A 13,258-nucleotide genomic window follows, 5' to 3' on the forward strand; every position below is an offset into this window, starting at 1 on the left:
GAAATGCAAAACGCCCGATGCGGTGCATCGGGCGTTTTGAGGGTGAAACAGGTGTAAACCTATTTCAGGACTAGACATGTTTGATTAATGCGGTGCTCTTCAGGCCCTCTTCGCGGGCAAGCCTCGCTCCTACAGGTCTTGTGTCGTTCACATAATCGGCGAATTACACAAAGCCTGTAGGAGCGAGCGGTGCGGCGATCCGACTTGCCCGCGAAGAGGCCAGCAAGCTCAACACACCTTAATGGCTGGAAACCCGATACACACGCTCCTCAAGCCGCGTGACACCGGCCTCGAGAAACTTCCAGCTCTCACCCAGGACATCCTGGTCTTCCAGGATCTTCAGCTCCCACGAAGCCCCCAGCAGCCGTTGCACTTCGTCATCAAGCACAGCAAATGGCGGTCCGGCCATTTGCGTCTGGTCGTAATCCAGCGTAATCAAAATCCCTAAAGAATCCTTCGGCAGAATCCGGATCAGATGAGCCGCGTATTGTTCACGCATCGCTGGCGGCAACGCGATCAGCGCCGCGCGGTCGTACAGTGCGCTGCAATCGGCAACATCGCCTGCCGTCAACTCGAAGAAATCGCCGCACCACAACTCGATCGACCCGGCCCGATAGACGTTGAAAGGTCCCTGCTCGCTGATTGCCGGGTCCAGTTGATGCTCATTGAAAAAGTCCTCGATGGCCTTTTCCGACAACTCGATACCCAGCACCTCATGACCGCAGTGCGCCAGCCACAACAGGTCCAGGCTCTTGCCACACAACGGCACCAGTACGCGAGAACCTTCATCAAGGCCCAGTTGCGGCCAGAACCGTTGCAGATAGGGATTTACTTCCGGCAGATGAAAGCCGATCTGATTCGACGCCCACCGTTTGTGCCAAAACTCCGGCTGCATAATTAACCCCGAAAAATTCGATCAAAAGACTCTAAAACTTATATTAGATTTAGATCAATGATCTGACTGAAGATGCTGCCATCTTACTCTCCGGAGCTCAATTATGTTCCCCAGCCTGTATATCTCTCATGGCTCCCCCATGCTGGCCCTGGAACCTGGCGCCAGTGGGCCGGCCCTTGCGAATCTGGCCGCGACAATGCCCAAGCCCAAAGCCATCGTGATCGTTTCCGCGCACTGGGAAAGCAGCGAATTGCTGGTCGGCGGCAACCCCCAACCCGAAACCTGGCACGACTTCGGCGGTTTTCCGCGGGCCTTGTTCGAGGTGCAGTACCCGGCACCCGGCAGCCCGCAACTGGCGACAGAGGTTGTCGAGCTGCTGAAGACCGATGGCCTGCCTGCGCGCATCGACGCCAAGCGCCCCTTCGACCACGGCGTTTGGGTACCCTTGTCGTTGATGTACCCGCAGGCCGATGTCCCGGTGGTGCAGGTCTCGCTGCCCACCCGTGGCGGCCCGGCGCTACAAACCCGCGTCGGACATGCCCTGGCCAGCCTGCGTGAGCGCGGCGTGCTGTTGATCGGCTCTGGCAGCATCACCCACAACCTGCGCGAACTGGACTGGCACGCCGGCCCGGAAAGCGTCGAACCCTGGGCCAAGGCGTTCCGCGACTGGATGATCGAAAAACTCGAAGCGAACGATGAAGCCGCGCTACACGACTATCGCCAGCAAGCACCGAACGCGGTGCGCAACCACCCGAGTGACGAACATCTGTTACCGCTGTACTTCGCCCGCGCGGCCGGGGGCGAGTTCAGCATTGTGCACCAAGGGTTCACCATGGGGGCGCTGGGGATGGATATCTATCGTTTCGACTAATAAGTCGACCGCCGCCCCCGCTCAAACGCCGGACACAAAACAGCAGGCAAAAAAAATCCCCGAACCAGTCGGGGATTTTTTATGTGCGATCAATCAGCCCGGGGGCAGATCAATCTTCGCGGTAGCGACGCAGCTTCAACTGCTTACCGGCAACGCGAGTGTCCTTCAGTTTGGTCAGCAGACGCTCCAGACCATCTTCCGGCAGCTCGACGAGGCTGAAGCTGTCACGCACCTGAATGCGACCGATGGCTTCACGCGCCAGACCACCTTCGTTGAGGATGGCGCCCAGCAGGTTCTTGGCAGCGATACCATCACGCGCGCCCAGCGCGGTACGGCAACGAGCACGGCCTTCAGCCAGCGGGATCGGAGCACGACGCTCGCGGTCACCACGGTCCGGACGATCACCGGAACGCTCTGGACGATCGCCACGCGGTGCATTGTTCGGCACCAGCGGACGTTCTTTCTCGATCGCGGCCAGGGTCAGCGCTTGACCGTTGGTAGCCTTGCGCAGCAGAGCTGCGGCCAGGGCACGCGGGCTGCAACCGATGTCGGCAGTCAGACGATCCAGCAGATCACCGTGAGTCGACTCGGCATCACCTACCAGCGGCGACAGGCTGTTGGTCAGTTTCTTGATGCGGGCATCGAGAACAGCTTGAGCGTCCGGCAGGCGAACTTCGGCAACTTTCTGACCGGTAACACGCTCGATCACTTGCAGCATGCGGCGCTCACGAGGAGTGACCAGCAGCAGCGCGCGACCTTCGCGACCGGCACGGCCGGTACGGCCGATACGGTGAACGTAGGATTCCGGGTCGTACGGCATATCAACGTTGAACACGTGAGTGATACGCGGAACGTCCAGGCCACGAGCGGCAACGTCGGTCGCCACAACGATGTCCAGACGGCCATCCTTGAGGGATTCGATGACGCGCTCACGCTGGTTCTGAGCAATGTCACCGTTCAGCGCAGCGGCTTTGTAGCCTTTGGCTTCCAGGGCACTGGCCAGGTCCAGGGTCGCTTGCTTGGTGCGCACGAACATGATCAGGGCGTCGAAATCTTCCACTTCCAGCAAGCTGAGAACGGCAGAAGTCTTCTGGTCAGCGTGAACCAACAGGTGAGCCTGTTCGATCGCGGTAACGGTCTGAGTCTTGCTCTGGATCTTCACATGCTTCGGATCGCGCAGGTGGCGTTCGGCGATGGCACGGATCGATTGCGGCAGGGTGGCCGAGAACAATACGGTCTGACGGGTTTCCGGCATGGCCTTGAAGATAACTTCCAGGTCGTCCATGAAGCCCAGTTTGAGCATTTCGTCCGCTTCGTCGAGAACCAGGTGGTTCACGGTAGCCAGGACTTTTTCGTCGCGACGCAGGTGGTCGCACAGACGACCCGGAGTGGCGACAACAATCTGTGCGCCATTACGGATTGCTTTCAATTGTGGGCCCATCGGCGCGCCGCCGTAGACAGCCACAACAGTTACGCCCGGCATTTGCTTGGCGTAGGTTTCGAAAGCGGTTGCAACTTGTAGCGCCAACTCACGAGTTGGGGCCAGGATCAGAGCTTGCGGCTCGCGCTTGGACGGATCAATGCGGTGCAGGATCGGCAGGGCAAAGGCAGCGGTTTTACCGGTACCGGTTTGCGCCTGGCCAATCATATCGTGACCGGCGAGAATGATCGGGATCGACTGCTGCTGAATGGCCGAAGGCTCTTCATAGCCGGTAGCGACTACTGCAGCGACAATATTAGGGTGAAGTTCAAGAGCGGCGAAGCCGCCGATTTCCTGGGTCATGGGTCTGCCTCTAAGTGCATCCGCAAAGACCCATGCTCCAAAGCTGCGCATGCCGTGTTGAGACTCAAGAGTCGCCCTGGCAGCTTTGTCGGCGGGGATTTGCGAAAACGAATGAATGAAAAGAATCGTCAAGGAAGAGTCCGCGGGGCGGACGTGCAGCCGAAGCTGGCTTCGGGGAATTGCGCTACCTAAACGCGGCCCGGTTAAAGGCCGGCGCGCACTATACCGGAATTCGGCAAAAAAGGGAGCTTTTTTTATCGGAAAAAACCGGCATACGCCGTTGTGTCACGGGCTTTGCGGATAATCGTACAACCGTCTATTTTGCAAAGGCCCGGCCCTGCTGACGATGGCGCTAAAACGGTTCACCCTTGCGACGCAGACCTTTGGTCTGACGCCCCCTTCCCGCCCGAGGAAATGCTCCATGAATCAGCCCAGCCCCAGTCGTGTCACCCGTGAAAGACACGGTCATGTCCTGATGATCGGCCTGGATCGGGTAGCCAAGCGCAATGCCTTCGACCTCGACCTGCTCAATGCGCTCAGCCTGGCCTATGGCGAATTCGAAGCCGACAGTGAGGCGCGGGTCGCGGTGGTGTTCGGCCATGGCGAGCATTTCACTGCCGGGCTCGACCTGGTGAGCGCCGGCGCAGCCCTGGCCGAAGGCTGGCAGGCACCGCCCGGCGGCTGCGATCCCTGGGGCGTGTTCGGCGGCCCCCGGGTCAACAAACCGGTGATTGTCGCGGCGCAAGGCTACTGCCTGACCGCGGGCATCGAACTGATGCTGGCCGCCGACATCAACCTGTGCGCCAGCAATACCCGTTTTGCCCAAAAGGAAGTGCAGCGCGGACTCCTCCCGTTCGGTGGCGCCACCTTGCGCCTGCATCAGGTCGCCGGTTGGGGCAACGCCATGCGCTGGCTGCTCACCGGCGATGAATTCGATGCACATGACGCCTTGCATCTGGGCCTGGTGCAGGAAGTTATGGCCAGCGAGGACTTGCTGCCACGGGCGATCGAGTTGGCTGAGAGGATTGCGAGGCAGGCACCGCTGGGGGTTCAGGCGACGTTGATGTCTGCGCGACAGGCGCGCTACGAGGGTGAAATTGCTGCGACCCAGGCATTGCCGGCACTGGTGAAGAAACTGCTCAACAGCGAGGACGCCAAGGAGGGTGTGCGGTCGATGATCGAGAAGCGGCCAGGCGTCTTCAAAGGCTGCTGACAGATCGGCTTTTGTGGCAAGGGAGCAAGCTCCCTCGCCACAGATGACCTCATCGCATTAAGTCGCCGGCCGAATATCCTTGATCAACGATTGCAACGAATACCCCAACCGCGGCGCCAGGCCTTCCGCGCGGGCGATCAGCCCTTCCATGTCCAGCTCCTGATCCAGCTCCGATGGCACGATCAGAATCACGTTGCCCTCCTTCACCGGCAGTTCCCAGTAATGCCGGTGATAGAGACCGCGCAACAACGCTGCACCCAACGGCTTGCCGTCGTCGGTGGCCCACTGGTTGATCACCAGCCAGCCCCCCGGATTCAAGCGTTTCTGACAGTTTTCCAGAAAGCTCCAGGCCAGGTGCCCGACACCCGGCCCGACATCGGTATACAGGTCGACGAAAATCAGATCGGCCGGTTCAGCCGTATCGAGCAACTCCAGCGCATCGCCGACGCGGATGTACAGCCGCGGATCGTCATCCAGCCCCAGGTATTCGATGGCCAGGCGCGGTACGTCAGGGCGTAGCTCGATGGCTTCGACATCTTCCAGTGGCAGGAACTTCAAGCAAGCCTGGGTCAGTGTCCCGGCGCCAAGGCCGAGGAACAGCGCGCTTTCCGGCTGCTCGTGGCACAGCGCACCAATCAGCATCGCGCGGGTGTAATCGTACTCGAGCCAGCTAGGGTCGGCGGTGAACACGCAGCTCTGTTCGATGGCGTCACCGAACTCCAGAAAACGGTAATCGGCCACTTCCAGCACGCGAATCACGCCGAACTCATCCTGCACCTCGGCGAGCAGATGCTCGACGCGCTCCTCAGTCATTTCGTCTCCTGATCGTTACCGGCCCCGGCAACACGATAAACCGCAACATAAAGCGGCAAAGGCGCGATTGTCGGCGAAGCGACGGGAGCAGGTCACGCACTAATTGCTGATAACATAACCGTCCGAGCGTAAAACACTAGAGACTGCGATGAGCCAACCCTGGAGCCCTGACAGCTGGCGCGCCCTGCCGATCCAGCAACAACCTCAATACCCCGACGCGGCGCATTTGCTGCACGTCGAGCAAACCCTGGCGAGCTATCCGCCACTGGTGTTTGCCGGTGAAGCGCGGGAGTTGCGCCGTCAGTTTGCCGAAGTCACCCAGGGCCGGGCATTTCTGTTGCAGGGCGGCGACTGCGCCGAAAGCTTCGCCGAATTCTCCGCCGCGAAAATTCGCGACACCTTTAAAGTGTTGCTGCAAATGGCGATCGTCATGACCTTCGCGGCCGGTTGCCCGGTGGTCAAAGTCGGACGCATGGCCGGTCAGTTCGCCAAACCCCGTTCGGCCAATGATGAAACCATCAACGGCGTGACGCTGCCGGCCTACCGTGGCGACATCGTCAACGGCATCGGTTTCGACGAAAAAAGCCGCGTACCGGACCCGGATCGCCTGCTGCAGTCCTACCACCAGTCCACTGCGACCCTGAATCTGCTGCGCGCCTTTGCCCAGGGCGGCTTTGCCGATCTGCATCAGGTACACAAATGGAACCTGGACTTCATCGCCAACTCGGCACTGGCCGAGAAATACAGCCACCTGGCCGATCGCATCGATGAAACCCTGGCCTTCATGCGCGCCTGCGGCATGGACAGCTCGCCGCAACTGCGCGAAACCAGTTTCTTCACCGCCCACGAAGCGCTGCTGCTGAACTACGAAGAAGCCTTCGTGCGTCGCGACAGCCTGACCAACGACTACTACGACTGCTCGGCCCACATGCTGTGGATCGGTGACCGTACACGTCAACTGGACGGTGCTCACGTCGAATTCCTGCGCGGGGTGCATAACCCGATCGGGGTCAAGGTCGGCCCGAGCATGAACCCTGAAGACCTGATTCGCCTGATCGATGTGCTCAACCCGGACAACGACCCGGGTCGCCTGAACCTGATTGCGCGGATGGGCGCGAACAAGGTCGGCGATCACCTGCCGCAGCTGATTCGCGCGGTGCAGCGCGAAGGCAAGCAAGTGCTTTGGAGCTCCGACCCGATGCACGGCAACACCATCAAGGCCAGCAGCGGCTACAAGACCCGCGACTTCGCGCAGATCCTTGGCGAGGTGAAGCAGTTCTTCCAGGTTCACGAAGCGGAAGGCAGTTATGCCGGCGGCATACACATCGAAATGACCGGGCAGAACGTCACCGAATGCATCGGCGGCGCGCGGCCGATTACCGAAGATGGGTTGTCGGATCGTTATCACACCCATTGCGACCCGCGGATGAATGCCGATCAGTCGCTGGAACTGGCGTTTTTGATTGCAGAGACCCTGAAGCAAGTCCGCCGTTAAATCCGGTTGAGCCCTTTGCGGGGATCCGACTTGCCCGCAAAGGCGCCATTTCAATCACTGCCACTTTGAACCAACGCCCCCCGCAACCTCGCCGCACTCGCCCGCGGACAATTCAGCTGAACCCGCTCGAGCCCCAACCAGTCCGCCATCCGCCGCAGATTGACCGCCAACGCCAGCATCCCTTCATCATCCAGCCCCGGCTCTTCCTCATGCACGGCATGCACCGCCAACTGGCCCGACGCTCGTTCGGCTCGCAAGTCGACCCGCGCAGCAATCCGCTCATTGTGCAAAAACGGCAAGACGTAATAGCCGTAGACGCGTTTATGCTGCGGCGTATAAATCTCCAGCCGATAACGGAAATCGAACAATCGCTCGGTACGGCTGCGCTCCCAAATCAGCGAATCGAATGGTGAAAGCAGCGCACTGGCCTCGACCTTACGCGGCACTTTCGGCTCAGCCAGGCAATAAGCCGGTTGCCGCCAGCCTTCAACTCCACAGACCAGCAGCTTTCCGCCCTCGACCAGTTCCGCCAGACGCGGTCGGCTGTCTGCCGGGCTCAAGCGAAAATAGTCCCGCAGGTCCTTTTCCGTGCCGACGCCCAACGCCGTTGCCGCATGCAGCAATAACCCGCGCTGGGCTTCGGCTTCACGGAGCAAGGGTTGCTGCAGAAGCGCCGAAGGAATCACCCGTTCCGGCAAATCATAAAGCCGTTCGAACCCGCGCCGGCTGGCCACGGTCACTTCACCGGCGGCGAACAACCATTCAAGCGCGTGCTTTTCAGCGCTCCAGTCCCACCACGGCCCTGCCCGTTCCTGACGGGTCGACAGGCTGCCCGCCCCCAGCGCACCGAGTTCCTGGACCGACGCTAAAACACGGCGAATCGTGTCCTGCTGCTCACGACCGAAACGCGCCAATTGCTGGTAGATATCTTCGCCACGGGAAGCGCGCTGCATGCGCCAGCGCATCAAGGGGTACATCGACAACGGTAATAACGAAGCTTCGTGGCCCCAATACTCGAACAACGTGCGCCGACGGCCCTGACTCCAGGCAGCCTGATCGAGCAAGTCGGTTGAATAATTGCCAAGACGGGAAAACACGGGAAGGTAGTGCGAACGCACCAATGCATTGACCGAATCGATCTGCAGAATGCCGAGCCGTTCGATCAGCCGGTTGAGCTGAACCGGTTTGATCGCCGCCGGCGGCTGGCGCCCGTTGAACCCTTGGGCAGCCAGCGCCAGACGCCGAGCCTGTTTGAGGGAAAAGGACAGTGTGGCGGGCATGAGCATCTCCTTGTCTGCTCGCAACCTACCTCACCCGAAAGTGGTTTGTGTAGCGATGGCATCATCATTTGTGCATCGGATCATCCCAGAACGGTCTTACTGCCTCATGCTCCACATCTGCGCGGCTCACGCCGATATCCTTCAGTGCTTCGTCGCTCAAGCTCGCCAGTAATTCACGTTCACGGTGAAGTTCGTACCAGCGACTAAACTTGTGCAGCAGATCGGATACCGCGTGGATTGAGAATTTTTGTTCCGTTACATGCTCGTTGTGACCTTTCATCGTGTAGCCCTCCTTTAGGGATGGATCCAGTCTCGCCGCAGCGCTAAGATCAATCCAGCGAATGTTTCTTATGGCATACATCTCGGAGATTGATGAATGTCCGCCTACCCCAGTATCGACACCGATGTACTGCGCACCTTCGTCGCGATCGCTGATCAGGGCGGCTTTACCCGCGCCGGGGAAATGGTCAACCGCACCCAGTCGGCGGTGAGCATGCAGATGAAACGTCTGGAAGAAGACGTGTTGCAGCGCCAGCTGTTCGAACGCGACGGGCGCCAGGTCAAGCTGACCGCCGAAGGCCAGGTGTTGCTCGGCTATGCGCGGCGCATCCTCAAACTCCACAGCGAAGTCTTCAATACCCTGCGCGAGCCGCACATGGTCGGCACGGTGCGCATCGGCACACCCGACGATTACGTGATGCGCTTTTTGCCGGGCATCCTGTCGCGCTTCGCGCAGTTCTACCCGCTGATCCAGATCGAGGTTCATTGCGAATCGACCCGGCAACTGTTGCAGCGCCAGGACCTGGACCTGTCCATCGTCACCCGCGAGCCGGGTAACGAGATCGGCCAGTTGTTGCGCAAGGAGCGCTTTGTCTGGGCCGAGGCCCAATGCTTCAACGCCCACGAGCAGACGCCGCTGCCGCTGGCGATGTTCAATAGCGATTGTTTCTGCCGTGCCTGGGCGTGTAATGCGCTGGAAGCCATGGGTCGCGATTATCGCATTGCCTACAACAGCTCCAGCCTGTCGGCGTTGATGGCCGTGGTCAGCGCGGGGCTTGCGATCACCGCGCAACTGGAAAGCCTGATCACGCCAGACATGCGCATCCTTGGCGCCGACGAAGACCTGCCGCTGTTGCCGGAAGCCAGCATCATGCTGATCCGCAACCTGAACAACCCTTCACCGATCACCGAATGCCTGGCCGAGCACATCGTCGAAGGCTTCAAACTTTAAAGGCGAGCATCACCGCGCAGCACACCAGAAACCCACAGAACAGCCCGCGCAACAGCCGCTCCGGCAGTGCGTGGGCGATTCTCACGCCCCAACTGATGCTCATCAATCCACCGACCGCCAATGGAATACCGATCGCCCAGTGCACCTGATGGTGCACCGCATAAGTCGCCAACGTGACGCCCGTGCTCGGCAATGCCAGTGCCAGCGACAAGCCCTGGGCAACCACTTGGCTGGTACCGAACAGACTGGTCAACACCGGCGTGGCCACCACCGCCCCACCCACGCCAAACAACCCGCCCATGGTCCCGGAAGCCGCGCCGAGCACACCCAGCCACGGCCATGAATAATGCATCTGTGAAGACGCCGGCGCAGTGGCGGTGAACATTCGCACCAGGTTGTAGGCCGACAGCGCGACCAGGAACGCGACAAACCCCACGCGCATGGTTTGCGCATCGATGCCCACCGCCCAGATCGAACCGATCCAGGCGAAGCAGAATCCCATCGAAGCCAATGGCAGCGCATGACGCAATTCGATGCGATTGCGCTGGTGATAACGCCATAGCGCCAGCATCACGTTCGGCACCACCATCACCAGCGCCGTGCCTTGGGCGACCTGCTGATCGAGACCGCACCACACGCCCAGCAGCGGAATCGCCACCAACCCGCCACCAATGCCGAAGAGCCCGCCGAGGGTGCCCATGGCGGCGCCAAAAACCAGGTACATCACGAACTCAATCACAGGCGGTTTCCTCTTGTCAGGCCGCTCATCCTACGCAGTCGGCTCTGGCAGGGAAACGCATAGCAACGCACAATGGCTGTGCCAAATTCGCACAAGCGTTGACGAAGCCATGAACCCCAATCAATTGACCGAACAACTCGGACTGTTTCTGGATGTGCTGGAGACCGGCAGTTTTTCCGCTGCATCCCGCCGTCATCCCCTGACGCCATCGGCGGTGGCGCGACGTATCGATAGCCTGGAAAGCGCCGTCGGCAGTCAGCTGTTCATTCGCAGCACCCACGCGGTGCGGGCTACCCCGGCAGGTTTGGCCTTTGCCGAGCGCGCGCGGAGGATCGTCGCGGAACTGCGGCTGGCGCGGGCGGAAGCGGTGTCCCTGAGCAACGCGCCGGAAGGCTTGATCCGGGTCGATGCGCCGGCAGCGTTCGGACGACGCCATCTGGCACCGGTGATTGCCGACTTCCTGACCCTTTACCCCGGCCTCGACGTGCAATTGCACCTGATCGACAGCTTTGTCGACATGCAGGGTTCGAACCTGGGCAAGGTCGACCTGGTACTGCGTGCCGGGCAAATGGCCGATACCCGGCTGGTGGCCACGCCGCTGGCGAGCATGGTGCGCATCGCCTGCGCCAGCCCCGATTACCTGCAACGCCGTGGCGTGCCGACCGAGCCGGCGCAATTGGTCGACCACGACGGTCTGGATTGGGACGGCCTAGCTCCGCCGTTCGCCTGGCGCTTCGAGCGGGATGGGCAGATGCATTTGCACCGGCCTGCGCGAATCCGCATGAGCGCCAATAACGCCGAGGCGCTGGTCTGCGGCGCACTGGCCGGGCTGGGTGTCGCGCATCTGCCGACCTGGTTGGCCAGTGAATATTTATTGCGCGGCGAACTGCTACCGCTGTTCTGCGAAAAAGGTCTGCCAAAACCGGAAAGCACCGGTATTTATGCGTTACGCCTGGAGCAGCAGCCCAGTTCGCGTAGCCGCTTGCTGCTGGAATACCTGAAGACCCGTTTCAGCCCCATCCCCCCGTGGGATCTGGCGCTGCAAACCAACCTGGACCGCCACTAGTCCATAATTATCTGGCGCATTAAAGATTCGCCCGCTAGATTCATGACGATCACTGATCAAGGCTTTGAAATGAACACCGAGCGCGACACCCCGGACAACTGCGATAACCTGCTGCTGGATAATCAGGTCTGCTTCGCCCTGCATTCCACTTCATTGCTGATGACCAAGGTTTACAAGCCGCTGTTGCAAGCGCTGGGCCTGACGTATCCGCAGTACCTGGCAATGATGGTGTTGTGGGAAAAGGACGGATTGACGGTCGGCGAAATCAGCAGCCGACTACTGACCGACCCCGGCTCCCTCACCCCGCTGCTCAAACGCCTGGAAGCCGAAGGCCTGCTGAGCCGCACCCGCAGCCGCGAAGATGAACGGGTGGTGATTGTCGAACTCACCGAGCAAGGCCATGCGCTGCGAGACAAAGCGCGCGATATTCCGCAGTGCATCCTCGGCGCCAGCGGGCAGACGCTGGAGCAGTTGAAGAAGCTGCAAGCGGATCTCCAGGAGCTGCGCAGCCACCTGCAAGACAGCCTTTAGACCGCGTTATCGTTCTTCGCGGGCAAGTCGGATCGCCCGCGAAGGCGTCCTCCCCCGTCGCAAAAAAATTCACTTCGCATAAATCCCGCACGAAAGCCTCTATCTCAAGCATCTCCCGCCTGATCGAATCTCCAGGTGATGGGCAGGGTCAGTTTTTTTCAAAAATTTATCTTGCGCGCTAAATATTAGCGAGCTACATTCACTTCGCACTTACTTAGCGCGCAAATATTTAGCGCGAAACACCCAATCCGAAACGAGGCTCACACCATGCAAACTCTCTACACCGCAATCGCAACCTCCACCGGCGGCCGTGACGGTCGTTCGATCTCCAGCGACAACGTCCTCGACGTCAAACTCGCGACCCCGAAAGAACTCGGTGGCGCCGGCGGTGCGGCAACCAACCCTGAACAACTGTTCGCCGCCGGCTATTCCGCCTGCTTCATCGGCGCGCTGAAATTCGTCGCCAGCCAGACCAAACGCAAAATCCCCGACGACGCCTCGATCACTGCCCATGTCGGCATCGGCCAGATCCCTGGTGGTTTCGGCCTGGACATCGACCTGCACATCAGCCTGCCGGGCCTTGAACAAGCCGATGCACAAAGCCTGGTCGACGCCGCCCACCAGGTCTGCCCGTACTCCAACGCCACGCGTGGCAACGTCGATGTGCGCCTGCACGTTGCCGTTTAATCACTGATCTTGATCATTCGCCCACAAAAAAGCCCGACTCAATGGTCGGGCTTTTTCATTCCTCAAGCGGTGCTTATTTAGCACGGCCTTTGTAGGAACCGCCTTCGCGGGTATCGATCTCGATCATGTCGCCGATTTCGATGAAGTCAGCAACCGACAGCTCGGTACCGTTCTTCAGTTTGGCAGGCTTCATCACCTTGCCGGAAGTATCACCGCGAGCGGAGCCTTCGGTGTAGTCAACCTGACGCACGATAGTGGTCGGCAGTTCTACGGAAACCAGACGCTCTTCGAAGAAGATCGCTTCGCAAACATCGGTCATGCCTTCTTCAACGAAAGGCAGAACGGCTTCGATGTCTTCAGCGTTCAGCTCGTACATGGTGTAGTCAGTGGTGTCCATGAACGTGTAGGAGTCGCCGCTGATGAAGGACAGGGTCGCTTCTTTGCGGTCGAGGATCACGTCGTCCAGTTTGTCGTCGGCGCTGTAAACGGTCTCGGTCTTGTAACCGGTCAACAGGTTTTTCAGCTTGGTCTTCATGATCGCGCTGTTACGACCCGACTTGGTGAATTCAGCTTTCTGAACCAGCCAAGGATCGTTGTCGATACGGATCACCATACCGGGTTTCAGTTCTTTACCAGTTTTCATTGCGAATATCC

General features: G+C 59.9%; 14 protein-coding genes. 7 read left to right on the forward strand and 7 right to left on the reverse strand.

What is annotated here, in order from left to right; all coding sequences use genetic code 11:
- Positions 1 to 238 precede the first annotated feature (238 nt).
- A complete protein-coding gene (locus tag AC07V0_RS28535; RefSeq protein ID WP_086944666.1) occupies positions 239 to 895 on the reverse strand; it encodes a thiopurine S-methyltransferase in 657 nt (218 codons plus the stop codon).
- Positions 896 to 998: 103 nt separating this feature from the next.
- On the opposite strand from AC07V0_RS28535, the gene AC07V0_RS28540 reads away from it, so the two are divergent.
- On the forward strand, positions 999 to 1,766 hold the full coding sequence (locus AC07V0_RS28540) for a DODA-type extradiol aromatic ring-opening family dioxygenase (protein ID WP_018930019.1): 768 nt from the start codon (positions 999 to 1,001) through the stop codon (positions 1,764 to 1,766).
- A gap of 109 nt (positions 1,767 to 1,875) precedes the next feature.
- On the opposite strand, the gene AC07V0_RS28545 is transcribed toward AC07V0_RS28540, so the two are convergent.
- A complete protein-coding gene (locus AC07V0_RS28545; RefSeq protein WP_018930020.1) occupies positions 1,876 to 3,549 on the reverse strand; it encodes a DEAD/DEAH box helicase in 1,674 nt (557 codons plus the stop codon).
- A 421-nt stretch (positions 3,550 to 3,970) separates the two neighbouring features.
- Here AC07V0_RS28545 and AC07V0_RS28550 point away from each other — a divergent pair, with 421 nt between their 5' ends.
- Entirely contained in the window at positions 3,971 to 4,762 is a 792-nt protein-coding gene (locus AC07V0_RS28550) for a crotonase/enoyl-CoA hydratase family protein (protein WP_086944665.1), read from the forward strand.
- A 57-nt stretch (positions 4,763 to 4,819) separates the two neighbouring features.
- Here AC07V0_RS28550 and AC07V0_RS28555 read toward each other — a convergent pair whose 3' ends face one another.
- Positions 4,820 to 5,575 (reverse strand): spermidine synthase, encoded by a 756-nt coding sequence (locus AC07V0_RS28555; protein ID WP_007940010.1) that lies wholly within the window; start codon positions 5,573 to 5,575, stop codon positions 4,820 to 4,822.
- A 148-nt stretch (positions 5,576 to 5,723) separates the two neighbouring features.
- Here AC07V0_RS28555 and AC07V0_RS28560 point away from each other — a divergent pair, with 148 nt between their 5' ends.
- Complete coding sequence (locus tag AC07V0_RS28560) at positions 5,724 to 7,070, forward strand: class II 3-deoxy-7-phosphoheptulonate synthase (RefSeq protein ID WP_007899909.1); 1,347 nt, start codon at positions 5,724 to 5,726, stop codon at positions 7,068 to 7,070.
- Positions 7,071 to 7,120: 50 nt separating this feature from the next.
- On the opposite strand, the gene AC07V0_RS28565 is transcribed toward AC07V0_RS28560, so the two are convergent.
- On the reverse strand, positions 7,121 to 8,350 hold the full coding sequence (locus AC07V0_RS28565) for a winged helix-turn-helix domain-containing protein (protein ID WP_495020124.1): 1,230 nt from the start codon (positions 8,348 to 8,350) through the stop codon (positions 7,121 to 7,123).
- Positions 8,351 to 8,414: 64 nt separating this feature from the next.
- Positions 8,415 to 8,630 carry a DUF1127 domain-containing protein gene (locus AC07V0_RS28570; RefSeq protein WP_018930023.1) on the reverse strand — a complete coding sequence of 72 codons (216 nt, stop codon included), beginning with the start codon at positions 8,628 to 8,630 and terminating at the stop codon, positions 8,415 to 8,417.
- Between the two features lie 96 nt (positions 8,631 to 8,726).
- Here AC07V0_RS28570 and AC07V0_RS28575 point away from each other — a divergent pair, with 96 nt between their 5' ends.
- Entirely contained in the window at positions 8,727 to 9,581 is an 855-nt protein-coding gene (locus tag AC07V0_RS28575; RefSeq protein WP_018930024.1) for a LysR substrate-binding domain-containing protein, read from the forward strand.
- Here the strand turns inward: AC07V0_RS28575 and AC07V0_RS28580 are convergent.
- A complete protein-coding gene (locus AC07V0_RS28580; RefSeq protein WP_457327319.1) occupies positions 9,571 to 10,320 on the reverse strand; it encodes a sulfite exporter TauE/SafE family protein in 750 nt (249 codons plus the stop codon). The genes AC07V0_RS28575 and AC07V0_RS28580 overlap by 11 nt on opposite strands.
- A 109-nt stretch (positions 10,321 to 10,429) precedes the next feature.
- Between AC07V0_RS28580 and AC07V0_RS28585 the strand changes: the two genes are divergently transcribed.
- The 3 genes from AC07V0_RS28585 to AC07V0_RS28595 all read left to right on the forward strand — a co-directional run bounded on the left by AC07V0_RS28585 (position 10,430) and on the right by AC07V0_RS28595 (position 12,604).
- Complete coding sequence (locus AC07V0_RS28585) at positions 10,430 to 11,386, forward strand: LysR family transcriptional regulator (protein WP_007940004.1); 957 nt, start codon at positions 10,430 to 10,432, stop codon at positions 11,384 to 11,386.
- Between the two features lie 69 nt (positions 11,387 to 11,455).
- Positions 11,456 to 11,917, forward strand: coding sequence for a MarR family winged helix-turn-helix transcriptional regulator (locus tag AC07V0_RS28590; RefSeq protein WP_026286713.1), 462 nt, complete (start codon positions 11,456 to 11,458; stop codon positions 11,915 to 11,917).
- A gap of 267 nt (positions 11,918 to 12,184) precedes the next feature.
- A complete protein-coding gene (locus tag AC07V0_RS28595; RefSeq protein ID WP_018930027.1) occupies positions 12,185 to 12,604 on the forward strand; it encodes an organic hydroperoxide resistance protein in 420 nt (139 codons plus the stop codon).
- A 73-nt stretch (positions 12,605 to 12,677) separates the two neighbouring features.
- Here AC07V0_RS28595 and AC07V0_RS28600 read toward each other — a convergent pair whose 3' ends face one another.
- The gene (locus tag AC07V0_RS28600) at positions 12,678 to 13,247 is read right to left on the reverse strand and encodes an elongation factor P (protein ID WP_007940000.1); all 570 of its coding nucleotides are present in this window, start codon (positions 13,245 to 13,247) and stop codon (positions 12,678 to 12,680) included.
- Between the last annotated feature and the right edge of the window lie 11 nt (positions 13,248 to 13,258).

It is taken from the genome of Pseudomonas sp. GW821-FHT01E10, from assembly GCF_059422365.1.